This window comes from Stenotrophomonas sp. STEN035, from assembly GCF_056759935.1.
In genome coordinates this window covers 43,176-68,503 of the sequence record NZ_JBRRDY010000012.1, presented here as the reverse complement: position 1 = coordinate 68,503, position 25,328 = coordinate 43,176, and the positions used below count along the sequence as shown (strand labels likewise).

The 25,328-nt window shown below is 61.3% G+C and carries 26 protein-coding genes and 1 tRNA gene; 8 read left to right on the top strand and 19 right to left on the bottom strand.

The genetic code is table 11. The annotated features are described in order from the left end of the window. Positions 1-93: 93 nt before the first annotated feature. Both ACVOLL_RS08445 and ACVOLL_RS08440 read left to right on the top strand, forming a co-directional pair. The gene (locus ACVOLL_RS08445) at positions 94-651 is read left to right on the top strand and encodes a GspH/FimT family pseudopilin (protein ID WP_481512489.1); all 558 of its coding nucleotides are present in this window, start codon (positions 94-96) and stop codon (positions 649-651) included. Positions 652-700: 49 nt separating this feature from the next. Continuing rightward, positions 701-777: transfer RNA gene (locus ACVOLL_RS08440), tRNA-Asn, on the top strand. Positions 778-915: 138 nt separating this feature from the next. Here ACVOLL_RS08440 and ACVOLL_RS08435 read toward each other — a convergent pair. Genes ACVOLL_RS08435 through ACVOLL_RS08410 form a run of 6 tightly spaced genes read right to left on the bottom strand, consistent with a single transcriptional unit; the run spans position 916 to position 7,579 of the window. After that, a complete protein-coding gene (locus tag ACVOLL_RS08435) occupies positions 916-1,350 on the bottom strand; it encodes a type IV pilin protein (protein WP_481512488.1) in 435 nt (144 codons plus the stop codon). 5 nt (positions 1,351-1,355) lie between these two features. After that, positions 1,356-4,988, bottom strand: coding sequence for a pilus assembly protein (locus tag ACVOLL_RS08430; protein WP_481512487.1), 3,633 nt, complete (start codon positions 4,986-4,988; stop codon positions 1,356-1,358). A 29-nt stretch (positions 4,989-5,017) separates the two neighbouring features. Next, positions 5,018-5,581, bottom strand: coding sequence for a pilus assembly PilX family protein (locus ACVOLL_RS08425; RefSeq protein WP_481512486.1), 564 nt, complete (start codon positions 5,579-5,581; stop codon positions 5,018-5,020). Further along, positions 5,578-6,519 (bottom strand): prepilin-type N-terminal cleavage/methylation domain-containing protein, encoded by a 942-nt coding sequence (locus ACVOLL_RS08420; protein WP_481512485.1) that lies wholly within the window; start codon positions 6,517-6,519, stop codon positions 5,578-5,580. The genes ACVOLL_RS08425 and ACVOLL_RS08420 overlap by 4 nt, the downstream gene beginning before the upstream one ends. After that, positions 6,516-7,031 (bottom strand): type IV pilus modification protein PilV, encoded by a 516-nt coding sequence (gene pilV / locus ACVOLL_RS08415; RefSeq protein ID WP_481512484.1) that lies wholly within the window; start codon positions 7,029-7,031, stop codon positions 6,516-6,518. Before pilV ends, ACVOLL_RS08420 begins: the two co-directional genes overlap by 4 nt. Before the next feature lie 14 nt (positions 7,032-7,045). After that, on the bottom strand, positions 7,046-7,579 hold the full coding sequence (locus ACVOLL_RS08410) for a GspH/FimT family pseudopilin (protein ID WP_481512483.1): 534 nt from the start codon (positions 7,577-7,579) through the stop codon (positions 7,046-7,048). A 122-nt stretch (positions 7,580-7,701) separates the two neighbouring features. Between ACVOLL_RS08410 and ACVOLL_RS08405 the strand changes: the two genes are divergently transcribed. Next, a complete protein-coding gene (locus ACVOLL_RS08405) occupies positions 7,702-8,727 on the top strand; it encodes a sensor histidine kinase (RefSeq protein ID WP_481512482.1) in 1,026 nt (341 codons plus the stop codon). 9 nt (positions 8,728-8,736) lie between these two features. Here the strand turns inward: ACVOLL_RS08405 and ppnN are convergent, their stop codons facing one another. The 5 genes from ppnN to grxD all read right to left on the bottom strand — a co-directional run bounded on the left by ppnN (position 8,737) and on the right by grxD (position 15,359). After that, a complete protein-coding gene (gene ppnN, locus ACVOLL_RS08400; RefSeq protein ID WP_481512481.1) occupies positions 8,737-10,131 on the bottom strand; it encodes a nucleotide 5'-monophosphate nucleosidase PpnN in 1,395 nt (464 codons plus the stop codon). A gap of 106 nt (positions 10,132-10,237) precedes the next feature. Continuing rightward, the gene (locus tag ACVOLL_RS08395; RefSeq protein WP_481512563.1) at positions 10,238-13,468 is read right to left on the bottom strand and encodes a TonB-dependent receptor; all 3,231 of its coding nucleotides are present in this window, start codon (positions 13,466-13,468) and stop codon (positions 10,238-10,240) included. Positions 13,469-13,708: 240 nt separating this feature from the next. Beyond that, entirely contained in the window at positions 13,709-14,302 is a 594-nt protein-coding gene (locus tag ACVOLL_RS08390) for a YhgN family NAAT transporter (protein WP_481512480.1), read from the bottom strand. Then, a complete protein-coding gene (locus tag ACVOLL_RS08385) occupies positions 14,299-15,042 on the bottom strand; it encodes an SDR family NAD(P)-dependent oxidoreductase (protein WP_481512479.1) in 744 nt (247 codons plus the stop codon). The genes ACVOLL_RS08390 and ACVOLL_RS08385 overlap by 4 nt, the downstream gene beginning before the upstream one ends. Next, a complete protein-coding gene (gene grxD, locus ACVOLL_RS08380) occupies positions 15,039-15,359 on the bottom strand; it encodes a Grx4 family monothiol glutaredoxin (protein ID WP_481512478.1) in 321 nt (106 codons plus the stop codon). Before grxD ends, ACVOLL_RS08385 begins: the two co-directional genes overlap by 4 nt. A gap of 117 nt (positions 15,360-15,476) precedes the next feature. On the opposite strand from grxD, the gene ACVOLL_RS08375 reads away from it, so the two are divergent. Continuing rightward, entirely contained in the window at positions 15,477-16,055 is a 579-nt protein-coding gene (locus ACVOLL_RS08375; protein WP_481512477.1) for a superoxide dismutase, read from the top strand. Between the two features lie 170 nt (positions 16,056-16,225). Here the strand turns inward: ACVOLL_RS08375 and ACVOLL_RS08370 are convergent, their stop codons facing one another. From ACVOLL_RS08370 to purE, 3 genes are read right to left on the bottom strand one after another with little or no spacing between them, the layout of a single operon-like run. Further along, on the bottom strand, positions 16,226-16,561 hold the full coding sequence (locus ACVOLL_RS08370; protein ID WP_481512476.1) for a carboxymuconolactone decarboxylase family protein: 336 nt from the start codon (positions 16,559-16,561) through the stop codon (positions 16,226-16,228). A 45-nt stretch (positions 16,562-16,606) separates the two neighbouring features. Next, positions 16,607-17,767: a 5-(carboxyamino)imidazole ribonucleotide synthase gene (locus tag ACVOLL_RS08365; protein WP_481512475.1), complete on the bottom strand. Its 1,161-nt coding sequence runs from the start codon at positions 17,765-17,767 to the stop codon at positions 16,607-16,609. Continuing rightward, entirely contained in the window at positions 17,764-18,267 is a 504-nt protein-coding gene (purE, locus tag ACVOLL_RS08360) for a 5-(carboxyamino)imidazole ribonucleotide mutase (RefSeq protein WP_282267797.1), read from the bottom strand. Before purE ends, ACVOLL_RS08365 begins: the two co-directional genes overlap by 4 nt. 59 nt (positions 18,268-18,326) lie before the next feature. Between purE and ACVOLL_RS08355 the strand changes: the two genes are divergently transcribed. The 4 genes from ACVOLL_RS08355 to ACVOLL_RS08340 all read left to right on the top strand — a co-directional run bounded on the left by ACVOLL_RS08355 (position 18,327) and on the right by ACVOLL_RS08340 (position 20,914). Then, positions 18,327-18,596 (top strand): Trm112 family protein, encoded by a 270-nt coding sequence (locus tag ACVOLL_RS08355; protein ID WP_481512474.1) that lies wholly within the window; start codon positions 18,327-18,329, stop codon positions 18,594-18,596. Then, entirely contained in the window at positions 18,596-19,453 is an 858-nt protein-coding gene (gene nadC, locus ACVOLL_RS08350) for a carboxylating nicotinate-nucleotide diphosphorylase (protein WP_481512473.1), read from the top strand. The genes ACVOLL_RS08355 and nadC overlap by 1 nt, the downstream gene beginning before the upstream one ends. A gap of 118 nt (positions 19,454-19,571) precedes the next feature. Then, positions 19,572-20,489 carry a DUF2272 domain-containing protein gene (locus ACVOLL_RS08345; protein WP_481512562.1) on the top strand — a complete coding sequence of 306 codons (918 nt, stop codon included), beginning with the start codon at positions 19,572-19,574 and terminating at the stop codon, positions 20,487-20,489. Positions 20,490-20,563: 74 nt separating this feature from the next. After that, positions 20,564-20,914: a DUF3301 domain-containing protein gene (locus tag ACVOLL_RS08340; RefSeq protein ID WP_062166374.1), complete on the top strand. Its 351-nt coding sequence runs from the start codon at positions 20,564-20,566 to the stop codon at positions 20,912-20,914. 360 nt (positions 20,915-21,274) lie between these two features. On the opposite strand, the gene ACVOLL_RS08335 is transcribed toward ACVOLL_RS08340, so the two are convergent. The 5 genes from ACVOLL_RS08335 to petA all read right to left on the bottom strand — a co-directional run bounded on the left by ACVOLL_RS08335 (position 21,275) and on the right by petA (position 25,190). Next, positions 21,275-21,709 carry a ClpXP protease specificity-enhancing factor gene (locus ACVOLL_RS08335; protein WP_481512472.1) on the bottom strand — a complete coding sequence of 145 codons (435 nt, stop codon included), beginning with the start codon at positions 21,707-21,709 and terminating at the stop codon, positions 21,275-21,277. Between the two features lie 80 nt (positions 21,710-21,789). Next, positions 21,790-22,425: a glutathione S-transferase N-terminal domain-containing protein gene (locus ACVOLL_RS08330; RefSeq protein WP_296253894.1), complete on the bottom strand. Its 636-nt coding sequence runs from the start codon at positions 22,423-22,425 to the stop codon at positions 21,790-21,792. 143 nt (positions 22,426-22,568) lie between these two features. Continuing rightward, positions 22,569-23,312, bottom strand: coding sequence for a cytochrome c1 (locus tag ACVOLL_RS08325; RefSeq protein ID WP_481512471.1), 744 nt, complete (start codon positions 23,310-23,312; stop codon positions 22,569-22,571). Beyond that, complete coding sequence (locus tag ACVOLL_RS08320) at positions 23,305-24,567, bottom strand: cytochrome b (protein WP_481512470.1); 1,263 nt, start codon at positions 24,565-24,567, stop codon at positions 23,305-23,307. The genes ACVOLL_RS08325 and ACVOLL_RS08320 overlap by 8 nt, the downstream gene beginning before the upstream one ends. Before the next feature lie 2 nt (positions 24,568-24,569). Then, entirely contained in the window at positions 24,570-25,190 is a 621-nt protein-coding gene (gene petA / locus ACVOLL_RS08315; RefSeq protein ID WP_481512469.1) for a ubiquinol-cytochrome c reductase iron-sulfur subunit, read from the bottom strand. Positions 25,191-25,328: the final 138 nt, after the last annotated feature.

Sequence of the window (25,328 nt, the reverse complement as noted above, 5' to 3'; positions counted from 1 at the left end):
GCAGGCGCTAAACCCAGGTTCAGACGCAGATCCCGGCTAGCGCAACAACAGCCATCTTCGGCAACGCTGTACTTCCGCGCCGCCTAGAATCCAATGCCAGTCCAGCCCTCCTCCCCTTGCCAGCGCGGGCCCAGACGCGGCTTCACACTGATCGAACTCATCGCCTGGGTTGCGGCAGTGGCGATACTTGCCGCCATTGCCCTGCCGGAACTGCAGCTCTCGCTACGCAGACAGCGTGCAATCAACGTCCAGAACTCGCTGGTGGCCCACCTGCATCTGGCGCGCGCGACCGCCCTGTGGCGCCGCCAGACCACGCAGATCTGCCCAACGACCAATGGCCGCCATTGCTCCCAAGACAGTGACTGGGGGACGTCCTGGCTGATTTTTCTGGACCCGGACGGCGATGGAATGCCCGACACCCAAATCGACATCATCCGCGTCACCATGGACACCAGACAGGAGCACCTAAGGGTACTCGGCTCATCTGGACGCCCCCACCTGCGCTACCTCGCCGATGGACGCAGCGCGGGCTCAAATCAGACCATCGTCCTGTGCGACCACCAGGGCACCCTGCATGCCAGCGTGATCATCAACAACAGCGGCCGCGTGCGCAACACGCGAGCCGACGGCACGCGAAACTGCCCACGATGAAACACAGGTCTTGCACTCCGCCGTTTCGCTGAGTAGAATTCGCCTCCCCGCCCGAATAGCTCAGCCGGTTAGAGCACTTGACTGTTAATCAGGGGGTCGTTGGTTCGAGTCCAACTTCGGGCGCCAGATAAAAAAACACAAAGCCCACCGAAAGGTGGGCTTTGTGTTTTCTGTGTACAACAGCACCTCGCCAAGGCCCCAACACCAGTCAACCCCCAAAAAAAACCCGCCATTGCTGGCGGGCTTTTCCTCATGACTGTGACGTTACCAACACTGGGCAAGCGCTGCCGTACCACTCTTGGTACGTACACCTTGCGCATTGAGGCTCAGCGTCCCGCACTTCGGATCCTTCTGACTGGATGTTGGTACCGCCTGCAGAATGTAGGCACGTGCGGTTGGATCCCCACCCTGGAAGCCAACAACGTAGAAACTGTTCAAATCGGCCTCACAAACCGGTGCAGGCGCCCCCACATAAGTCAGGTTGGTGGTGTGGAACCTTTCCATGGTTTGCGCATGCTGCTGCAGGCAACCTGCAACCGCAGTACGCCGCGCCTTGACCACATATTCCCGATAATTGGGATAGACGATGGCTGAAAGGATCGCAATGATCGCAACAACAATCATCAACTCCACCAGGGTGAAGCCCGCCTCACGAGAGGTTGCACCATGCCTACACTGCACACGAACCATGCTGTTCATCCCCGTTACTCCCCGACCAACTCGCGCCACGAAACGCGCTTGATGTTGCCATTATTGTTATTGGTCTTGATCTTCTTGTAAGAACCGTCGTCCAAGCTCGTATACATGGTGTCGCCGATGAAGATAGGGTTGTTGGGGCTGCTTCCGTAGCCGATACCCGATACTGGCACGCCATCCAATGAATCTTTGCCGTCGACCACGCCATCGCCATTCACATCGAAGAAGCCACCGGAAAGCCGGCCACCGGTAAATGGATCGATCGCCATCGTGTAACCCTTGCCGGTCGGGCTGCAAACATCATCCGAATCAGGAATACGTGTCGTGCCCACCAGGGTCAGACCCTGGAAGAAGTTCGGAACAACCATGCGCTCACCAGCAGCGACACCCGTGGACGGCAGAAGGTTCATATACCAACCGTCCGCGCCCGGTGCCGACACGCGCTCCAGCGCACGCAGATCATAGCCATCGTCCGACTTACCCTCGGCGATGACGCCCACCTGCTTCATGCCGGTGGTGCCCGAAATAGTCGAGCCCTTGTCGATCAGGCCATACCACGTCTGCACATCCTTGTTGGCACGGTCAGCCGAATTCAGGTAACGACCAGTTCCCAAGAAAACCCAGGTCTGCAGGGTCTTGGGATTCACTGCTACCAACGGTGCAGCGGTGATCGGCTTGCTTGCCCCAGCAGCAAACAACAGGCTGGCGGTTCCGGCAGCAAGCTTGAAGCGCCATACATTGCCCTTGAGGTCGCCCGCATACACCGTATCCACCAGACCATTGCCGGCGGCGGACCAGGCATTTATGCCAGACAATCCGTTGTCGCCGCCAACCGCGGTGGATATGGTCGAGACATTGCCATTGGTAAGGTTGATCGTAACCAGCTTGGCAATACCGTCCGCGCTGTTGGGGCCATTGCCCAACACAACGCGCCAGTCGCCACTGGCAACCTGGGAGACAATGGGCTGGCCGAGGTTGTTACCTAGCGCTGCATTGCTGATCTCCCACATCAATGTGGGGGAGGCCGGATTGGTGACGTCCAAGGCGAAGATGGTCTTGCCGCCACGCCCCATGGTACCGACCACAGCAGTACGCCAGCGCGAACCGTCGTACCAGTCTGCCGCGGTCATTGCACCGTCAACGGTATAGGTATGTTCGTAGTTCGGATCGGTGAACTTCTGGGTACCAGACAGCTGAGCCATCGCCTCGGTAGGCACGAAGGCAAACAACTCCCTGCCGGTATCGGCGTTGAACCCGTGCAACATGCCGTCATTGGCCCCCACATATACGACCGGGGTGCGGGTAGCCTGCGCGGATGCAAACGCGGCGTAAGTACTGGCACCTGCGAACGCACTGTTGATGTACAGACGGCTATTGGGCTTACCCACATATACTGGTTGCGAGTTGACGATGTCGCCCAGCAGACTCACCCGATTACGGTACGTACCGCCATTGCTTTGCTCACCAGAACGATCACCGCGCAGGTAATTGACCACCGCCGCGGAAAGACCACCAACCGCGCCCTGGAACGCAGTCAGCGTGCCGCCACTATTGTAGAAAATCTTTCGGGCATTGGTGGTGGCATTGGTCGGCCCCCAGACCGGGAACTGATCGGCCGCCGACCAGGCCTGGGTCAGGGCACGGGTATCCGTATCGACATCATAGGCATAGAGACGACCTGCCCATTCGCGCTTCTGGCCCGTGACGAACTGCGCCTGAAAAGTACGGGCACCGGCCTCGAGCTTGGTGGTGTTCGCAGCAAATGAGCTGGCAGAACCCTCCGCCTTCTTGGCGATGGCTTCGAACGCCTGCCGCAGACTGGCGACCATCTTGTCGGCTTCGCTGGCGACATAGAAATTGTCCGGGCGCGGATAGTTGTTTTTGGTGCTGGTGACACCACCGCCCGTACCGCTGGTCAGGTAATCCAGATTTTTATGCCACCAGGACTCCTGCAACGCGGTAGTCGTCAGCGGGTCAAAACCAAGCGGCACATCAAAACCGCCGTACTTGGCCGCCAACCAATACTGATTGTTTTCCTTGGGCTCCAGAACCTGGTTTTCACGAACATCTACCCAATAGGTAGACAGGCTCTGCGTACCAATGGTGTTCAAAGCGCCAGCTTTATCCGCGCGGATGTCGTTGGTGTTGGCGTAATACGCCAAGCCCGCAATGAACGCCGAATTTCCACGCCCACTGAAAGAGCCCGCATTGGCCTTCTTGGCTATCCCCTCCAGATCAAAGATCTTCTGCGTGTATTTCACCGCAAGATCATAGTCCTTGTCTGGCGCATTCGGGATATCCCTGTCTTCATGGGTATTCACGTCACCAATACCCAGGGCGGCGTTCACCTGGCATGAATAGCGAATTGGATCATCCCAATCGGTGATTACAGGAAAACCATCCGCGTAACTGTAGCTGGTAGCAGTGCTGTTGGTACTGATATTACTGTATTCAGCAATATTCCCCTGATTTCGAAAATAGCGCAGCGCAGCGTAGTACAGCTCGCTAACCGGGTCATTGCTTTTTGGGCTGGCTGACGTCATCTGCCCGAATTTGTTCAGGTAGTTGATTACACCACTGTCTGCCACACCGTAACCCGTAGCCGTCGCGTCCCTGCTATCAGGATTGCGAACCTGCACGCCTGTTGCTGCGTCCCATTCGGCATTGACATTCGTTGCAATACCATTCTCGGGATAATAGCTGTTCGGGCCGACAAACTTCTGTCGCGCACGCATCACGCCACCGTTCCGGCCATTGCCAGACTGGTTGAGGAAACCAAAGATGCTATAGCGGATGCGCTTTGAATACTCCTGAATCAACCCCTCGGGCTTGTAAGACCCCGAATATTTCACGCAATTGCTTTCCAGCGGCTTGACAGAGGTATCGCAGACCTTGACCCGCACACTGACTTGATACACCTTGCCTTCGTCGCCCTTGCTCCCAGTCGTCAAGGTATGCTTCGAGGGGTCGTAGGACAGCACCTTCTTGGAATCTCCAAAATCGGAAGTACCAGTGGAAGTGAACTGCATCTGGTTACCCAGCCCCTCGATTTTGAGGGTGAAATTCGACCAGGTAGATCCCGTGGCACTGGCAACCAGAGTGGCATTATTACCTGACGCCGGAAGACGACGATTGGCATAGCCGCCATAACCCGGTGCGTGCCGCGCTTTCTCCAGCCATGTCTCGGTCGCCGTATCCTTGACCCGGTAGCCACCGGTCAAACCCGAGCGGAACGGATCAATCGTCTGGGTAGCTGCCCAGTTCATGAAATTTCCGCTCCACTGCTTGGCAGCAGTACATTTGAAGTCCGTCGCCAGCCCTATAGGGTAGAAATACCGGTCAGGCTCATTGTCACTATAGCTATACAGATAGCACTTGGTTGGGTCGAAATAGCCTGAGTAGCGCCGGGCATCGGAATAATCACCGATATTGGCCTGGCTATGAATGGTCGGATATTCCACCGACGGAACCAGCACCAGATTGCCCGGCACATCACTGCCGACATACATGGGCGACTGCGCGATCTCGACGGCGGGCACCTGCATCGAGCAGATGGCGGCAAACAGGCCAATCGAAAAAGCACCGAGACGCCGACTTATCGGCGCCGACCTACCACTGGTTTGAAGGTTATTTTTGTTCATGATCTTTCGGAGCCCCAAGGCGACGGTACTTACTTGACCGTGATATTGGATTGCAGCACCACCACAGCGCGGTCAGTCACCGCTGCGGGATCGTGGCTGCGGGCGATGATGCGGTAGAACGATTCCAACGTGATACCGCCACCACCACCGTACTGATTGGCATTGGCGCTCTGGTTCTGCTGCAGCTCGTCGGTACTTTCGCGCTGCCCCAGGTACTGGACGTAGTACTGAGGCCTACCGGCAGCCAGTGTCTGCGTGGCCGTGCCATTGACCCAACCGGCGCCACCGCCGGTATAGGTGCTCGCCGGCGGAATCGGGCAGGCCGTAATAGCCAGACTGCAGTCCACTCCTATTGAGTTACCTGATACCACGGCGGCACGCACTGCCACCTCGGCCTCCCGCAATGCAGATTCAGCCGACTGGAACGCCAGGCTGCGGTCATACATGTTGCCGCTCATCCGTTCACGCAGCAGCGTGCCGCGGATGCTGGCCAGACCGATCAAGGTGATCACCACCAGGATGATCAGCACAACCAACAGGCTGGCACCTCGCTGCGAGAGCGCCTGCGCAGGCTTGAAATGGATGTTTTTCATTGCGCGCGACTCCTCAAGGTCACCACATATTCCAGATCACGACTCAAGGGCACGTTGCCGCTACCGACCGCACTGTCGCTGTTGACCGTAAATGTGATGCGGATGGCTGACACGTCCTGCCAGCCAGCGACCGCACCGGCAGCCGCATATTTGGTGGTGGCCGGGTCCTGCAGATAGGACAGCTGCATGTCATTCACGCCCTCGACCATTTCCTCGCGCGCCGCGCCATTGAGCACGCGGAACAGGGAGCGCCCACCACGACCATTGTCGGCAACAAACCAGCGCACACCATTGAGCTTGCTGACCACCGAGTTGCGCGGATACAGGTACGCCGGCGCCGACGCATTGCAGGGCGCCGGCAGGACATTGAGACTGTTGCTGCAATTGCCGCTATTGGAGTGACTGACGCTGGTGGCACTGACCGCACCTGCGCGGAACACCGCCAACTGTCTGGTATCACACACCATCAGCACGTCATTCGTGGCGAATTTGCTGCCATTGTCGACAGTAAGCACCGTGCCGGCATGCGCACTGACGTTGGCAATCGCCTGCCCCACCAGCAACAACTGCAGGGCATCAGTGCCTGCAGCCGAGCCACTCAGTGCGCCATTGTCATATCCACGTACCGGCTGCGACCAGGTGCTCCACCAACTTGCCCCACCTAGGTCTGCCACATTGGCCACCGGCAGTCCGATATCGCAAGGATTGCCGCCCGCCTCGCGGATATCGCGCGCCATCATCTCGAAGCCGAACTGCATGTTCTCCTGCACCTTGCCCAGGCCATCCGTGGTCCGGTAGGCCTGCTGGCTGGATACGAAAATCATCGCCACAGCGCCAAGCACCACCAACCCGATAATCAGCGAGATCATCAGCTCGATCAGGGTCATACCGGCCATACGGGCCCGCGAACCCAAGGTCGTTGCACGTACACCAATCATAGTCGCACCACCGTTTGCACCTGGCGCTGCACACCGCCTTCGACATTGTCGGCATTGTCCGCAGCGGCATCACTTTGTTTTCCGCGGGTGTCATCCCATTGCACAGTTACCGTGCATAGCCCGGCTGCGCAGGCTATCTGTCCACACACGCTGTCGTCATCCGGATCTTTGGTGATGCCATTCTTCAACGACGTCAGCCATCGACTCACGTCGTCCTGTGCCAGGCTGCCGCCGCCCGGCACACTGCATTCCATGCCATCGGTGTTGTAGGCGCCTGCCAATGCTTCCTGGCGATTGGAGCGCATGGCGTCAATAGCCGAATAGGTGTAGGCGACAATCTGGCTGCGCTCCAATGAGCTTTGACCATTTCTCAACGCCGTAGCCTGCATCGCGGCAATGCCCAGCAAAGCAATGCCCAGCACCAGCACCGAGACCATTACCTCAATCAGGCTGACACCCTTCTGGCAACCTCGCGAGGGCGCCTTCCGGCAACGAACCAATTCACTTTTCATCTATGCACCCCGCATCAAGGACATGCACCAGCACCATCGACCCGACTACTGCTGATACGCGCAGCCGAGGCAAGGGTGATGACGCGTTGATTGTCTGCCGGGGATGTCGTCGGGAGGCATACGGTAATACTGCTGTTGACCGCAGTGCTGGACAGACCATCGGCCCGGAAAGTGATCCGGGCGACACCGGAGCTCAACTCGACCGGCTCCTTCACAGCATTGGCCCGCAGCACGGAGCCATCCGACTCCAGGACCGTCAGCCAGTTCTTTGCCCAGCCTCCGCCACAGGTCGCTCCATTGGCACTGCCACAAACCGACACGCGGGCATTGCGCTTGATTGCCTCGCTACGCGCCAACTGCAGCGACGCAACCAACTCGTTGGCGTGGCTGCTCAAACGGCTGGAATTGATCATCGACCGGAACGACGGGATTGCGATTGCGGCAAGGATCGCAGCGATGGCCACCGTCACCACCAGTTCCACCAGGCTGAATCCCTTGTCGCGTCGACGCAAGCCTGCGCGACGAACGACTGGAAGATTACTGGGCATACCTTTCCCCATTTGGACGCCTTACTCTATTTGGCACCGCAGGGGCACTCCAGCAGTTGCGGGATGAACGGCCCGATCCCGCGCAATTAAGGCCCCCCCCCCCCCCCAGGACCATCGACCACATGTCCTCACCGCAGCAGGCAGAGCTCAACCCACTGGACCCGCTCTCGCAGGCCCAGACCATCATCCGCATCATGCTTACCGGCGAAGCTCTGGCTGCACTATTGACGCTGTCCCAAAGCGCGCGCGTGGACCTGCTCACCTACTTCGGGCTGGCCTCTTTCACCATCCAATGGGTGGCACTTGCATCACTTGCGCTGCTCTATCTGGCACGTCGCAGGCTGCGCCGCGCCAGTCCAGCGCAGATCGCAGGTGTCGCACTGATCGCCCTACTCTGCAGCACGTGGCTGGTAACCGCTCTAGCCTGGGCGGTACTCCACAACACCTGGCTTTCCCCGCCTGAGGGCTGGCTGCTGTTTGCAGCGAAAATCAGCACGCTGGCCCTGCTGGTCGGCCTATTGGCATTGATTGCCTTCCAAAGCCACTGGCGACTCAGGCAGTTGGCGGTGAGGGCGAAGCAGGCAGAACTGGAAGCGTTGCAAGCGAGGATCCGCCCTCACTTCCTGTTCAACACCCTCAATACCGGCGCAGCCTTGGTGCATCTACGCCCCCAGGACGCGGAGCGACTGCTGCTGGATCTCGCAGATCTATTCCGGGCTGCACTTGCAGGCCCCCGCGAAATACCCCTGAGCGAGGAACTCGCGCTGTCCCGCCGCTATGCCGAAATCGAAGGCCTGCGATTTGGTGAGCGCATGCGGATTCAATGGGATATCCCTTCCCCAATCCCGTCGCTGCAGGTCCCAACCCTTTCCATCCAGCCCCTGATCGAGAACGCCATCCGCCACGGCGTCGAACCTGCGCCCAACGGTGGGCAGATACTTGTTCGTTTGCTGCGATTGTCAGACAGGCTGGAAATCCTGATAGAAAACGACCTCCCTCCTACCCACGCACCCAACCTGCACACTGGTCACAAAGTTGGGCTGGAATCCTCCAAGGCCCGGATCCGCGCACTTACTGGCGGGCGAGGTGACGTGACGACACGAATCAAGGACGGCCGCCACATCACCACCATTACCCTACCCGCCTGATCCCACTGATCAGGCAACCACCTGATAACAAGGCCGGTATTCACCGGAAATCTTCATCCGGCGCTGCTCGACGAAGGCCCGCAGCAATTCGTCCAACGCCTGCATCATTTCGCTATCGCCATGGATCTTGAACGGACCGAATTCCTCGATCCGGGCCATGCTCTCTTCCTTGACGTTGCCGGCGACGATGCCGGAGAACGCGCGACGCAGGTCGGCCGCCAGATCCGGCGCCGGACGACCCTTGTGCAGGTCCAGGCCGGCCATGGCCTCATGCGTCGGCACGAACGGCTGTTGGTAGGCCAGCGGGATCTCCACCTGCCAGTTGTAGAAGAACGAATCGCGCTGCGCCAGACGGAACTCACGCACGCGCTTGATGCCCTGCGACATCCTGCGGGCAACGCCAACCGGGTCACCGACGATGATTTCGTAGCGCTCGGCGGCCTTGTCACCCAGGGTCAGGCGGATGAAGCGGTCGATCTGCTGGAAGTATGGCGCGGCAATAGCCGGGCCACTGAGGATCAGCGGGAACGGCAGGTCCTTGTTCTCCTCGCTCAGCAGGATACCGAGCAGGTACAGGATCTCTTCGGCGGTGCCGACGCCGCCCGGGAACACGATGATGCCGTGGCCGAGACGGACAAACGCCTCCAGGCGCTTCTCGATGTCCGGCATAATCACCAGATGGTTGACGATCGGGTTCGGCGACTCGGCGGCGATGATGCCCGGCTCGGTGATCCCGATGTAACGGGTATTGGTCTTGCGCTGCTTGGCATGGGCAATGGTAGCGCCCTTCATCGGCCCCTTCATCGCACCCGGGCCGCAGCCGGTGCAGATATCCAGGCCGCGCAGGCCCAGCTCATAGCCGACCTGCTTGGTGTACAGGTATTCGTCACGCGAGATCGAGTGACCGCCCCAGCACACCACCAGATTCGGGTCGCTGGGCGCCAGAATGCGCGCATTGCGCAGCACGCCGAATACCGCGTTGGTGATGCCGTCCGAGGATTCCAGGTCCGAGGCGTATTCCGGCCCCAGCTCGATGGCCATATAGGCCAGGTCGCGCACCACCGAGAACAGCAGCTCGGCGATACCGCGGATGATTTCACCATCGACAAAGGCCACCGCAGGCGCATTGCTCAGGTCGATGCGAACGCCGCGGTCCTGCTGGGTCACCTGAACATCGAAATCAGGGTACAGATCGCGCGCAGCGCGCGGGTCATCCGAAGCGCTGCCACTGGTCAGCACCGCCAGCGCACAGCGACGCAGCAACTCGTGCATGCCGCCACCGGAAGCGTCGCGCAACCGCGCCACTTCTGCCCGCGACAACACATCCAGCCCACCACGCGGATAAATACGTGCGTCCTGCACCGGCAGCGCCCTCGCTAGCCCCTCACTTTTGGTCTTTTCCACAACTGCTCCTTCCTCATTGGCGATCGACTTTAGCGCTCCCCCCATTAAAAAGAAAACGGCCGGGTTGCCCCGGCCGTTTTCGGTTTACATCCGATCAATCAGGCGATCAGAACTGGTAGCGGAAGCCCAGCTGCAGCGACCACTGCGAGACACCCTGGTTGAAACCATCGGCGTCCGCGTTGGCGGCAGTCGGCTTGTCGTTGTACAGCTTGTCGTACACGTACTTGCCGTCGACCATGCCAGCCAGGTTGGCACCGCGGGCATTTGCATAGAAGCCGTAGTCGTAGATCTGACCCCACTTCTTGTTCAGCATGTTGCCAACGTTCTGCACGTCAAGCCAGATTTCCGACTTGTGGCCCTTCATGAAGCCCGGCAGTTCCTGCGACACGCGGATGTCGAAGGTATTGATCCAGCCGGTACGGAAACCGTTGGCCGGCGCGTAGCCGCCAGCGTACTTGGCCAGCTGCGGGTTCTCTGCCAACCAGGCGAAGAACTGCTGCTCCAGCTTCGGATCGGCCTTGAACACGCCGGTCTTGGTGTCGAAGGCGCCGAACAGCACGTCGCCCGGACCCTTCGGCACATAGAACAGGTCGTTGGAGGTACGGCCATCACCATTGGCATCGCCATTGAAGATGTAGCTATACGGACGACCACTGCGACCTTCATACACCAGACCAACGCGGGTCTGGTAGTCACCGAAGAACTTGTGCTTCCAGTCCAGCGAACCGGAGACACGGTCCTTGATCTCGTAACGCGAGGTGGTCTCGGTGTTCGAGTTGACGTTGAAGGAATACTGATTGCCCCAACCCGAGCTGGCGGTGGAGCTGGTCAGCGAACCAACTTCGGTGGCGTCGGTGTAGGTGTAACCCAGGCTCCAGGACCAATCGCTGTCTTCGGTGAACGGCTTGCTCAGCGAGACGGTGAACTGGCTGGTGCGGCCCTTATCGGTGTTGTCGATCAGGAAGACGTCGTTGTACGCCTTATTACGACCAGCGCGGTTGTCGTCCGTGGTCCAGGAGCCGTTGACGCTCTTGGCCGGGTTCCAGTACATGTCGCGGCCATCCGGACCGATGAAGGACGGCACCAGTTCGCCATCCACCACCTTGCCGATGTTCAAGGACTTGTAGTACAGGCCATCCTTGGTCTTGGTGACCAGCACCTCGGCCGAAGCCACGATGCCGTACCACGGCAGTTCGTGGTCGAACGCCAGATTGGCCTTGTACAGCGACGGCAACTTGAAGTCCTTGCCGACGAAGCTCACGCCCTGGGCCGCAGGAGTCGCACCCGGGATCGGCTGATTGCTGCCATCCGGGCTGAAGTTGAACGGCGGCGTAGTAAGGTTATTGTTGTTGATGTTGTACGAATCGTAGTTGTAGCCGGTGTTGGAGAAGCTGTTGCTGATCCACACCTGCGGCGCATCACCCTGGAACAGGCCAACACCACCACGCAGCTGGGTCGGACGATCCGAATCGAAGGTGTAGTTGAAGCCAGCGCGCGGCTGGATCAGGAAGCCGCTACCGAACACCTTGCTGTTGTTATAGCCAAAGTAGGCCTCCGCCGGTGCGTTGTACTGCGGCGACGGGCTGACTTCCGGGCGATCACCACGCAGACCCAGGGTCAGGGTCAGGTTGTTGTTGACGTACCAGGTGTCCTGCACGAACAGACCGAGGTTGCTGTTCTTGTAGCTGGCCGCGATCGAACCCGGAGTACGCTCCTTGTTGTACTGGTAATTCGCCCAGTTGCCCTTGGCGAAGTTGTCCAGGCCGAGGAACGTGTAAACGCCCCAGCTGGCGCGACCAAACAGGTTGTAGATATCGTTGTCGCTGTAATCGACACCGAACTTCAGGGTGTGGTCGCCGAGGATGTAGCTACCCGAACCGGAGTAGTTCCAGGTCTTGGTCTGCAGGATGTTGCCCTGCGAGTTGGTTTCGGTACCCATGAACAGCACGTCGCCGGTCGGGCGCGACTGGGTGCCATCGAAGTAGATGGCGATGCTCGGTGCATTGGTCGGCACGACGCGCTCGGAGGCGAAATCGCGGTACGAGACCTTGAACTCGGTGGAGAAGTTGTCGCTCCAGTCGCTGAACAACTGGCCGACATAGCTCTCGACCGTCTTGTTCTGCTGGTACCAGTACGAGCTCAGCGAAGCCTGACTGCTGCTGCCCATGCCGTTGATACGCAGCTTGCTCTGATCCAGCTTGCTGTAGCGAACGCTGGCGCGGTGATCGTCGTTGATGTTCCAGTCGATCTTCAGCGCGTACTCTTCCAGCTCGGTATCACCATTGCTGGACAGGCCGCCGGCATCGATACCGTAGACATCCTTGGCAATCTGCTGCGCCTTGGCAACTTCAGCCATGCCGTACTTGGCGCTCGCCTTGCCCAGCACGCTGCTGCCGATGTCGGCACCCGGAGCGGCCTGCTTGAACTTCTCGTAGTTGGCGAAGAAGAACAGGCGATCCTTGAGGATCGGGCCGCCGAAGGTGGCGCCGTAGGTCTTTTCTTCAGTGAAACCGTTGAACTTCTTGCCGTCCGGGTTGTTGCCGAACCAGTCGCCATCACGGTAGGTGCCGTACACCGAACCGTGGAATTCGTTGGTACCGGACTTGGTCACGGCGTTGACGGTTGCACCGGCAGCGCTGGCGATGGACACGTCGTAGTTGGACAGGTTGATGTCCAGCGCTTCGATGGCTTCCATCGACACCGGCTGACGCCGGGTGGTCATGTTGTTGCCTTCCAGACCAAAGGTATCGCTGGCCGACACGCCGTCGATGTTGATCGAGTTGTAACGCGGGTTCAGGCCACCGGCCGAGATGGCACCCGAAGCGCGGTCAACGAAGGCCACGCGCGGGTCGAGGCGCATGTAGTCCTGGATGTTGCCGCCGATCGACGGCAGCGCTTCCATCTGCACCTGGCTCAGGTTGGTACCCGAACCCATCTTGGTGGAGCTGAAAACTTCCGAGCCACCGCCGACAGCCATGACCTGGATCGCTTCCAGGTTGGTAGCTGCCAGGTCACCGGTCAGCTGGGCATTGATGGTGCCGGTCTGGTTCACGCCCAGATAGACGCCATCTTCGGTCTTGGTGCCTTCACCGGGCTTGGTGATGGTGATGGTGTACGGACCACCCACGCGCAGACCGCGGGCGTTGTAACGACCAGCCGCATCGGTGGTCGCACGGCTGACCGTGCCCGACTCGACGTGAGTGATGGTGACTTCAGCACCAGCAACCGGCTGGCCGCCGTTGTTCATGACCTGACCGCCGACGCCGGCAGAGGTGCTCTGTGCGAAAGCCGGTGCAGCCGCAAGTGCGACGACAAGACCAAGTGCAAGCTTGGACATCTTGATACGCGGGTGATTCATAGGTGGGTAGCCTCGAAACGAGTTGGCGATTGAGAAAAAACGCGATCCATCAGCCCCGGGGTCAACCGAGCGCCTGATCGTCTTGAATCTTGGGGGTCCCTTCCGAGGCGGTTTCAGCCGCAACGGTTAAGATAAGGTTAACACGGTAATGACAATTTATGACTGCAAGAAGACAGCGATATTGCGCTGCAGCAGTTTTCCTCACGGCAGATCAATCAGTTAGCGGATTGACGCCAGATAGGTCCCCAGACCATCCAGCAGCATCTGTACCGAGATTGCGACCAATAGCATGCCCATCAGGCGTTCCAGCGCGGTCAGTGCGCGGGCGCCCAGCAGCTTGTACAGCAAGGTTGCCGACATCAGGATCGCCGCCGTTCCGCCCCAAGCCAACAGCAAGGCCAGGCTCCAATCACCCAGCCGCTCCGGCTCATTGCTGCCCATCAGCATTACCGCCGCCATGCCCGAAGGCCCGGCGACCAGCGGGATCGCCATTGGCACAATGAAGGGCTCGCCGTCCGGCACCGCCCCCATCAGACCTTCCGGCCGCGGGAAAATCATGCGGATGCCGATCAGGAACAGCACGATGCCGCCAGCAATGGCCACCGACTCCTGGCGCAGGTGCATCAGCTCCAGCGCGTACTTGCCGCCCCATAGAAAAGCCATCAGCACGGCCAACGCGATCAGCAGTTCACGCACCAGCACCACCCGTTGACGCCTGGGCGTCAACGGCTTGAGCAGGCTGAGGAACACCGGGATGTTGCCCAGCGGGTCCAGGATCAGAAACAGCAGCAGCGCCGCTGAAAGGATGGTCACGGAGCCAGGTCCAGCACCTTTCCACGCCACTGCGCCCCGCTGGCAGCAAGCAGTTGCACACTGGCGGCGGCGTAATTGGCCGGATCCACCGGTGCCGCATCTTCCTCATGGGTGAATGCACGCGCCCGCAGCCCGGTCCGCATCGGCCCCGGCTGCATGCCGCAGACCCGAACCGGCCCGTTGCGCAGCTCATGGTGCAGGCTCTCGATCAACCCGCGCAGCCCGTACTGGGCAACCCCGTAACCACCCCAATAGGCTTGCCCGACCCGCCGTGGATCATCCAGCGCGAACACCACTGCGGCATCCTCGCGCTGCCGCAACAAGGGCAGGCAAGCCTGGGTCAACCAGGCACGGGCGGTCAGATTTACGTGGATCGCCCGGGCAAAGGCTGCCGGATCACCGGAAGCAAACGGGGTCAGCCCGGCAAAATCTGCCGCGCAATGCAGCACGCCGTCCAGCCGCCCGAGCTCGGACTCCAGCCGTTCAGCCAGGGCCGCGTAGTCATCGGGACTGGCGCCTTCCAGATCCAGCGGATACAGCATTGGCTCGGGGCCAAGCTGTGCGGCACTGTCATAGACGCGATTGAGTTTGGCCACTTTGCGGCCCAGCATCACCACCGTCGCGCCAGCCTCGGCGCAGGCCCGGGTCACCGCTGCGCCCAAGCCGCCCGCAGCGCCGGCTATCAGAATTACCCGACCGGCAAGATCGGCGCCCTCGCTCCCCCGAGGTTGGGCACTCACGCTTGCCCGGCCTCGGCAACAATGCTTTTCAGCTCCCCGGACTCCAGCAGCTCCAGAATGATGTCGCAGCCGCCAATCAACTCGCCGTGCATGAAGAACTGCGGGAAGGTCGCCAGGTTCGAGTAGCGCGGCAGATTTGCCCGCACCTCCGGGAACTCAAGCAGATTGACCGTGCGCAGATTGATTGCCCCGGCGGCCGTCAGCGCCTGCACCGCGCGACTGGAAAAGCCGCACATCGGGTACTGCGGCGTACCCTTCATGAACAGGACAAGGGGATGTTGCTCCACCTCAGCCTGGATTTGTTCCATCACCGGCATTCGAATTCTCCCTACTGCGAAAGAACGGCCCGTCCTGGTCGGATAGACTTTCCCGTGGTTGACCATTGTAAGCCGAGCCGGCCAACTCCCGTCGCCCTGCCCCGAAAAGAATCTCCAATGCCCCTCCAACAGCCTGAACTGCCCTACGCCCGTACCGCGCTGCAACCGCACATTTCCGCCGAAACCCTGGACCTGCATCATGGCAGGCACCATCGTGGCTATGTGGGAACGGTCAATGCGCGCATCGCCGGCACCGAGCTGGACGAGCTGTCGCTGGAGGAGATCGTGCGCAACAGTCAGGGCAGCCTGTTCCAAGCGGCGGCACAGGCCTGGAACCACGACTTCTTCTGGCAATGCCTGCACCCGCGTGCCGGCGGCGACCCGCACGGGCTGCTGGCCGAGCACATCAATCGGCAGTTCGGCGACGTGCAGAAGCTGCGTGAGGAGTTCAATCGTGCAGCCTTGGCAGTGTTTGGCTCGGGCTGGACCTGGCTGGTGCAGCACCCGGACGGCAAGCTGGCGATTGTCAGCACCCGCAACGCCAATACCCCTTTGACCGGCGACAGCACGCCGCTATTGGTCTGCGATGTGTGGGAGCACGCGTACTACCTCGACTACCAGAATGACCGGGCACGTTTTCTGCAGGCGTTCTGGAAGCTGGTGAACTGGGATTTCGTTGAGGCGCAGCTGCGCTGAGAACCAGCGACTGCAGGCATGCAGTACTTTAGGCTTTGCTCCTAAGCCGTCATTCCCGCGCAGGCGGGAATGACGGACCGAAAACTCTCAGGCCAATCCCGCAGCGATTCCCGCCTGCGCGGGAATGACAATCTGAAAGTTCTCTGAGTGAGCCAGAAGTACTACCCACCTCACTCGTGCGCAGCCACCGCGTCCAGCACACGTGCCGAATACACCAGCGCCGCGCCGGCATTGAGCGCCACTGCCACACCCAACGCCTCGGCGATTTCCTCGCGACTGGCACCCTGCCTCAAGGCAGCGTCCACATGGGTGGTGATGCAGCCATCGCAACGCGTGGTCACCGCCACCGCCAGCGCGATCAACTCACGGGTCTTGGCGTCCAGATGGTTGGTCTGCGCACCCGCACCACTCAAAGTGATATAGCCCTTGAGCGTATCCGGCGAGAGCTTGCCGAGTTCGCCAATGCGGCCCTTCAACTCACGGCGGTAATCATTCCAGTCGAGCATGGGAGGTTCTCCAGTTGGGACTGGAGAACCTTACGCCGGCAATGATTAGCTCGCCGTCATGCCGCCGCGGCGCAGGACTTCAACCACTGGTGCGACCTGCTCCTGCCGACCCAAGGCCTCGCCAACGCGCTGCAGCGCGTCAGCCAGAGCGGCCGGAGCGTCATCACGCAGGTTGGCATGGCCAACCTTGCGACCTTCGCGGGCCTGCTTGCCATAGTCGTGCCAGTGACCGGCAGCTTCAGCCAGTACAGGCTTGGCGTCGGGCATCTGCCCCAGCCAGTTCAGCATGCAGGCGTTGCCGAGCATGCGGGTATCACCCAAAGGCAGGCCAAGCACGGCGCGGATATGGTTCTCGAACTGCGAGGTTTCCGCACCGTCACTGGTCCAATGACCCGAATTGTGCACGCGCGGCGCCATTTCGTTGGCCAGCAACGCATCGCCGCGACAGAACAGCTCCAGCGCGAATACACCAACGTAGTCCAAGCGCTCGGCAACACGGCGCGCATAGGCAATCGCGGTCGCCTGCTGCTCGGCGGAAAGCGCCGCCGGCGCCAGACTGGCCGACAGTACCCCATCCACATGCCAGTTGGCGGTCAGCGGCCAGGCGCGGAACTCACCGTCGCGGCCGCGCACGGCCACCACGCTGACTTCCCGCTCGAACGCCACAAAGCCTTCAAGGATCAGCCCGGTCTTGTCGACCTGCGCACCCAACGTCTGCCAGGCCGCATCGATGTCCGCCGCGTCACGAATACGGAACTGGCCCTTGCCGTCGTAGCCCAGCCGCCGCGTCTTGAGAATGCAGGGCATCCCGAACTCAGCGACCTTGGCGGCCAACTCGTCACGACTGCGGATATCGGCAAATGCCGGCAGCGCGATGCCCAGTTCCTGGAACAAGGTCTTTTCACTGAGCCGATCCTGCGCCACCGCCAGAGCGGCCGGATTCGGGAACACCGGCTTGCGCTCGGCCAGCCAATGCGCGCTGGCGGCGGGCACGTTTTCGAAATCGAAGGTGATCACATCGACCTTGGCCGCGAACGCAGCCAGCGCCTCGGTGTCATCGAAGTCGCCTACCTGCAACGGCGCCACCTGCCCTGCGCAGGCATCAGCCGCTGGATCGAAGACCACGAAACGCAGGCCCAGCGGAGCACCCGCCAGCGCCATCATGCGGGCCAGCTGCCCGCCGCCCAGAATGCCAACCGTGATCATTGGCGCGGATCGTCCGCAGCCATCACATCTTCAGTCTGGCGTGCGCGGAAGGCGTCCAGCGCGGCACCAATCTGCGGCTGCTCGGCGGCCAGCATGGCCGCGGCGAACAGAGCCGCATTGGATGCACCTGCATTGCCAATGGCAAAGGTCGCCACCGGGATACCTGCCGGCATCTGCACGATCGACAGCAATGAATCCATGCCATTGAGCGCCTTGGACTGCACTGGCACGCCCAGCACCGGCACGGCGGTCTTGGCAGCCAGCATGCCCGGCAGGTGCGCCGCACCACCAGCGCCACCGATGATCGCACGCAGGCCACGCGGGCCCGCCTGCTCGGCATAGCTGAACAGCACATCCGGGGTCCGGTGCGCGGAAACTACCTTCACTTCATACGGAACGCCCAAAGCATCTAGCTTCTGGGCGGCGTGCTGCATGGTTTCCCAGTCTGAGCGGGAACCCATCACGATGCCGACTAGCGGCGCGGGGTGGTTGGGGGTCATTGGCCGTCACCTGCTGCAAAGACGTATTCTAGCCGTCTTCCCCGCAAGACCACGACCTGATGGACCGCAAACTGCTCGACCTGCTCGTCTCCCCCGACACCCGCCAGCCGCTGTTCCTGCTGGAAAGCGCCGGCCTGGAAGCCCTCAACCGCGCCATTAGCACGGGCAACGTGACCCGCGCCGACGGCAGCCCGCAGACCCAGCCCCTGCGCGAAGCCCTGATCAGCGGCGACCGCAAGCAGGTCTTCCGCGTCGATGACGGCATTCCGGTGCTGCTGGCCGATGAAGCCATCGCCACCGCCCAGATCACCGACTTCCCGGCCAAATAATGCTGCCGCACCCGCCGCTGGCCCCGCCGCAGGAACAGATTGACGCCGATGTCGCCCGCGCCCTGGCCGAGGACATCGGCAGCGGCGACGTCACCGCCGCGCTGTTGCCCGATGCCGCCGACGTCGCCTACCTGCTATGCAAGCAGGATGCGGTGGTCGCCGGCAGGCCCTGGTTCGACGCCACCCATCGTGCACTGGACCCGCAGGTCCGGATCGATTGGCGGGTGCTGGAAGGCGACCACGTCGGCGCCGGCACGGTGCTGGCAACCCTGCGCGGGCGTAGCCGCAGCCTGGTCAGCGCCGAGCGCACCTCGCTCAACTTCCTGCAGACCCTGTCCGGCACCGCCACCATCACCGCGCGCTACGTCTCGGCGGTGGCAGGCACCAAGGCGCGCATCCTCGACACCCGCAAAACCCTGCCCGGCCTGCGCCTGGCGCAGAAGTACGCGGTGCGCTGCGGTGGCGGCGACAACCACCGCATCGGCCTGTTCGATACGGTGATGCTGAAAGAGAACCACATCCGCGCCGCCGGCTCGTTGACTGCCGCCGTGCACGCTGCACGCGCACAACAACCCAAACTGCCCCTGGTAGTGGAAGTGGAAGACCTGCAGCAGCTGCAGGAGGCATTGGCCGCCGGTTGCGAGCGCATCCTGATCGACGATTTCAGCGCGGCAATGCGTCGCGATGCCGTGCGCATCACCGCAGGGCGGATTCCGCTGGAAGTCTCCGGCAGCGTCGACATGACCACGCTGCGTGCCATCGCCGAAGACGGTGTGGATTGCATTTCCATTGGCGGCCTGACCAAGCACGTGCAGGCCATCGATCTGTCGCTGAAACTGGGCCCGCCGCCGCGCTGACTCACGGCACGCACACGGCCCCGGCTGCGACACTCCCCCAATATCCCTCGCGGAGCCTGCTGTGGCATATCGATTTCTGTTGTGCAGTCTGACCCTGCTGCTACCTGCCCTGCCCGCGATGGCAGCCGAAGCCTGCGACGTACCGCCGCGCTTTGGCCTGAGTGAAACCGCCAAGGCCGTCGTTGCGGCGGCCTGTGGCGAACACCGCCTGTGGTATCGGCCCTTCATCGACCGCGATGGCCGCATCGCCAGCCTCGGCGTTACCGAGGCCGAGAATGAGCATCTGGCCGACAACGGACTGATCGCCTGGCAGCGAGTGGTCAGCTATTGGCGCGACAGCGGCACGCTTGGCCCAATGGGCGCCATTGCTGGCGCCAGCAGCTGCGCGCAGCCGGCCGGCAATCGTTTTACTGACAACGACTGCCGCGCGTTCCTGATCGACAACCCGTGGTCAGCCGCCTTCATCTCCTGGGTGATGACACGCGCTGCAGTACCCGGCTTCACCCGTTCGCCGCGCCATATCGACTACATCCGCGCCGCCTACCAGGGCGGCAGCAACGGCATGCCGTATCGCCTGGCCGACCCGGCCAACGAGAAACCGGCGCCCGGCGACATGCTGTGCTTCCTGCGCGACCGCAGCAGCACCTTGAACTACGCAGGGCTGATCCAGGCCCTGGGCAGCGGCCGCGCTGGCAACTGGAAGTCACATTGCGAAATCGTGGTCAGCGCAAACATGGGCGGCGACCGCACGCTTTATCTGGTCGGCGGCAACGTTGCCAACTCGGTGGTGATGCGCAAACTCATGCTTGACCGCACAGGCATGCTTGAGCTTCCAAAAACCGGCGCTGCACAGGCGCCAAGCTCGCCGGTTGAACAGAGCTGCTCACCGGGCCACGAGGAAGAGTGCAACCTCAATCGACAAGACTGGGCTGCACTGTTGAAGTTGACCGCGACCAACCCGATACCCGCATTCAATTCGACCGCGCCCTTGCCGCCACCTCCGGACGAGCCGATTCCAGCGCCGGTCACCCACTGAGGCTTGCTGACGCGCGGGCATCAACAGCAAACAGAGGGCTGCGCATGGATGAGCAGATCGCCTAAAGTGCTCGCATGCCTACCCTTCTTATCCTGATGATTGTCGGCGCGATTGGTTTTGCGTTCTGGGACCGCTCCCGCGCCGCTGCCGACCGCGCCACCGAACTGGGCCGCAATGCCTGCCGCGCCGCCGATGTGCAATGGCTGGACCAGAGCGTGCACAGCACCGGCCTGCGCCTGTGCCGCCTGCCCAACGGCTGGTTGGGCTTCGAGCGCAGCTTCCGCTTCGACTATTCCTACGACGGCCAGGATCGCCACACCGGCCGCATGGTATTGCGCGGCCGCGAACTGATCTCGTTCAGCGGCCCGGCCGCCGCCCAGATCGGCCGCCTGCGCAAAAGCACCGAAGAAGCAGAAGACATCTGATCCACGGTAGTGCCGAGCCATGCTCGGCAGAGGCCTTACCAGCACACCCGACCGGTAGTGCCGAGCCATGCTCGGCAGGGGCATCACCAACACACCCGACCCTGTAGTGCCGAGCCATGCTCGGCAGAGGCCTTGCCGACAAACCCATAACGCGGCACGCATTTTGTGGGAGCGGCGTAAGCCGCGAAGCTGATGCACTGGAAGCTGCAAACATGCCAGCGACCTGACAGGACCGTGGCTTCGCGGCTGACGCCGCTCCCACAACCTCCTGCAGGCACTGCGTGGGAAGCCCCAGCCGAGCATGGCTCGGCACTACACAAAGCCCCCAAACAAAACCGCCGCCTTGCGGCGGCGGCGGGATTATTTGACTACCCGCAGGAACGGGCGCTTTGCCGTAGGCTGCGGACGCTCCGGCGGATCGGTCGGCGGCGTATCGTCGTCATCCGGGGTGGTCTCGGTGCCCGGAATGTCATCCGGCAACGCCATGCCCTGCCCGGTCTCACGCGCATAGACAGCCAGGATGGCCGAGATCGGCACGTATACCGGGAAACTGGTTCCGGAGAAGCGCGCAGTGAAGCTCACCGCGTCATTGTCGATATGCAGGCCAACAACGGCGCGCTCGGCGATATTGAGCACAACCCGCTCTTCCTTGATCGCACTGCTCGGCACCTGCACGCCGGGAACCCCGGCATCGACCATCACGTGCGGCGTCATGCCGTTGTCGTTGATCCACTCGACCAATGCCCGCAACAGATACGGGCGATGGCTGCTCATCCGGAAAGTTTCTTCAGTCATTGCACAAGTGTACGCGGCATTGAAGCGCGATCACCGCCTATTGGCGGTGATCGATAAGTTCGTATACAGCCGGCGACTGCTCAGCCCGGCAGTTCGCGCAGCTTCTTTTCCTGATCAGTCAGGCTGCGGACGAAGGCCGGATGGCGGAAGAAACGGTTGCCATAATCCTCGATCGCCTTGCCGTCCTTGGGCAACGCCACACCAAGCGACTCCAGCCGCCAGATGATCGGCGCAATCGCGCAGTCAGCCAGGCTCATTTCCGGATTGAGGAAGAATTTGGAAGCCTTGAACAGCGGCACCGACTGCGCGACCAGTTCCTTCAAGCGCTTGCGGCCCGCCTCAGCCTGGGTCTTGTTGCCCATCTGAATGGCCTGCACCTGCGGCACCCAGTCATGTTCGATACGCAGCATCGCCAGCCGCAGCCGCGCCCGCGACAAGGGGTCGACCGGCATCAACGGCGGGTGCGGATAGCGTTCATCCAGGTACTCACTCACCACCGACGCCGCGTACAGCACCAGCTCGCGCTCAACCAGAGTCGGCACGGAGTGATAAGGATTCAAATCGATCAGATCTTCCGGCGGATTCTGCGCGTCGACCGGCACCAGATCGTAAGTCACGCCCTTGGCCGCCAACACCAGCCGCACCCGGTGGCACAGGGCATCGTCGTTTGCAGAGAACAAGGTCAAGGTATTACGCATACGCACACTCGCCGCCATCAAAGGCTCTCCATCGGTCGGATTCCGCCAACCTTACGGCCCCGCCAGCACATTGCCGACGGTGACCACGGTTACCCGAGTGTGCCAAGCCACAGGCGCAGTTGCCAAGGCCCCTTGCGCACAGTCCCCGGCTTGCACCCAGCTCAATGCACGTCTTTCCAGTATTCGGTCTTGACCAGATAGGCCAGGAAGGTGAGCAAGGCCAGGAACAGCACGACCCAGACGCCCAGACTCTGCCGCTTGAGCGCGGCCGGCTCGCCGGCATATTCCAGGAAGTTGGTGATGTCGCGGACCGTCTGGTCATAGCCACGCGGATCGACCTTGCCCGGCGAAGCAAGCTTGAAGCCCACCACAGGCGGGTCGATGCCCTCCTGCTCTGCTTTGCCGTGAATGGCATGCTGCATGCCCTGCAGCTCCCACAGCGGGTTCGGCATCGAGGCGTTCGGGAACACGCTGTTGTTCCAGCCCAGCGGCCGCGACTCGTCCACATAGAACGATTTCAGATAGCTGTAGATCCAATCGCTACCACGCACCCGTGAGATCAGGCTCAGGTCCGGCGGCATCTTGCCGAACCATTTGGTCGCTTCGTCATGCGGCATCGCCACCTGGATCTGCTCGCCATAGGCCGCACCGGTGAAGTTGAGGTTGTCCATCACCTGTTGCTCGGTCAGGCCGAGATCCTCGCCCATGCGCGAGTAACGCAGGTACTTCAGCGAGTGACAGCCCGAGCAGTAGCTCATGTAAGCCTGCGCGCCGCGCTGTAGCGATGCACGATCGCCCAGATCATTGCCGGCCTGCATCAGCTTGCCACCACCGGAGGCAAACGCCGGGACACAGAACATCATCGCGGCAGCCATCGCCAACCGCACAATCCACTTGTCAGTCATGCGTCGTCACCCGGTCCGGTACCTGCTTGGTGCTGTCGATCTTCGTCCACAGCGGCATGGTGATGAAGAAACCAAAGTACAGGAAGGTCAGCACGCGGCCCACCCAGGTTTCCCAGATCGCCGTGCCCGGGCCGGAACCAATCACACCCAACCACACGAAGCACACCACCAGGATGCCCAGCATCACCTTGGAGATCGGGCCACGGTAACGGACCGACTTGACCTTGGCCTTGTCCAGCCACGGCACCAGGAACAGGATGGCGATGGCCGAGAACATCACCATCACACCACCGAGCTTATTGGGCACCACCCGCAACATCGCGTAGTACGGCGTGTAGTACCAGACCGGCTTGATGTGCTCTGGCGTCACCAGCCTGTTGGCCTCGGTGAAGTTGTCATGCTCCAGGAATAGGCCACCGAACACCGGCGCGAAGAAAATGATGAAAGCAGCCAGCGTGAGCAGAAAGCCGACACCGACCAGATCCTTGACCGTGTAGTACGGATGGAACGGGATGCCATCGGCCGGCGCGGTCGCTGACCAGCGGTTGCCCTTCGGCCCCTTCTTGATCTCAACGCCATCAGGATTGTTGGAACCCACTTCGTGCAGCGCGCCCAGATGCAGCACCACCAGCAGCAGCAGCACCAGCGGCATCGCGATCACGTGCAGGGCGAAGAAGCGGTTGAGCGTGGCGTCGCCGGGCAGGTAGTCACCCATGATCCATTCGGTCAGGCCATTGCCGATCACCGGGATGGCGCCGAACAGCGAGATGATCACCTTGGCGCCCCAGAACGACATCTGGCCCCAGGGCAGCACGTAGCCCATGAAGGCTTCGGCCATCAGCACCAGGTAGATCAGCATGCCCAGGATCCACACCAGCTCGCGCGGCTTCTTGTAACTGCCGTACATCAGCCCGCGGAACATGTGCAGGTAGACCACGATGAAGAACAGCGAGGCACCGGTGCTGTGCATGTAGCGGATCAGCCAGCCCCACTCCACGTCGCGCATGATGTACTCGACCGAGGCAAACGCCTCGGCCGCGCTGGGCTTGAAGTGCATCGTCAGGAAGATGCCGGTGACGATCTGGTTGACCAGGATCACCATCGCCAGCGAGCCGAAGTAGTACCAGAAGTTGAAGTTCTTCGGCGCGTAGTACTCGCTCACATGCTTGCGGTACACCGGCACCAGGCCGGGCGCACGCTCGTTGACCCAATCGGCCACGCCGCTGACGGTGCGGGTAAGAATATTGTCGGCCATGATCAGGCTGCCCCCTGCGGATCAACGCCAATGACAAGGGTGTTGTCATCCACATAGTGGTGCGGTGGCACCAGCAGGTTGATCGGCGCCGGCACGTCCTGGAACACGCGCCCGGACATGTCGAAACGCGACTTGTGGCAGGGGCAGAAATAACCGCCCTTCCACTGTGCGTCGTAGGGCTCGGGGCGGATCTCGGCAACCATCTCCGGCGAACAGCCAAGATGGGTACACAGACCTACCAGCACGGATATATCCGGCTTGATCGAGCGGAATTCGGGATTGCCCTTGAGCACGTACTCCGGCTGCTGGTCCTTGTTGCCAGACTCCGGATCCTTGAGCCGTGCATCCAGGGTAGGCAATGCCTGCAGGATGGCCTTGGAGCGTTTGACGATCCAGATCGGCTGGCCGCGCCATTCCAGGATCAGCCGTTGGCCTTCCTGCAACGCGCTGATATCGGCAGTCACCGGGGCACCGGCCAACTTGGCACGGGCGCTGGGATTCCACGACTTGATGAAAGGAACTGCGGCGAAACCAACACCGACTGCCCCGACCACAGCTGTGGTCGCTGTCAAAAACCGCCGACGTCCGGTGTTGACTGGATCGTTTACCCCATCGTTTGCCATCCGGCACTCCGATAATGATTAGGTAGCTATAGGCTGCCAGCGGTCTGGTGGGGGCCATCCCGCTCTGAATCGAATCGTTCCGGAGTGTAGCGGAACGCTTAACGCTGACACAACGCGATCAAACACCAGTCCGCGAAA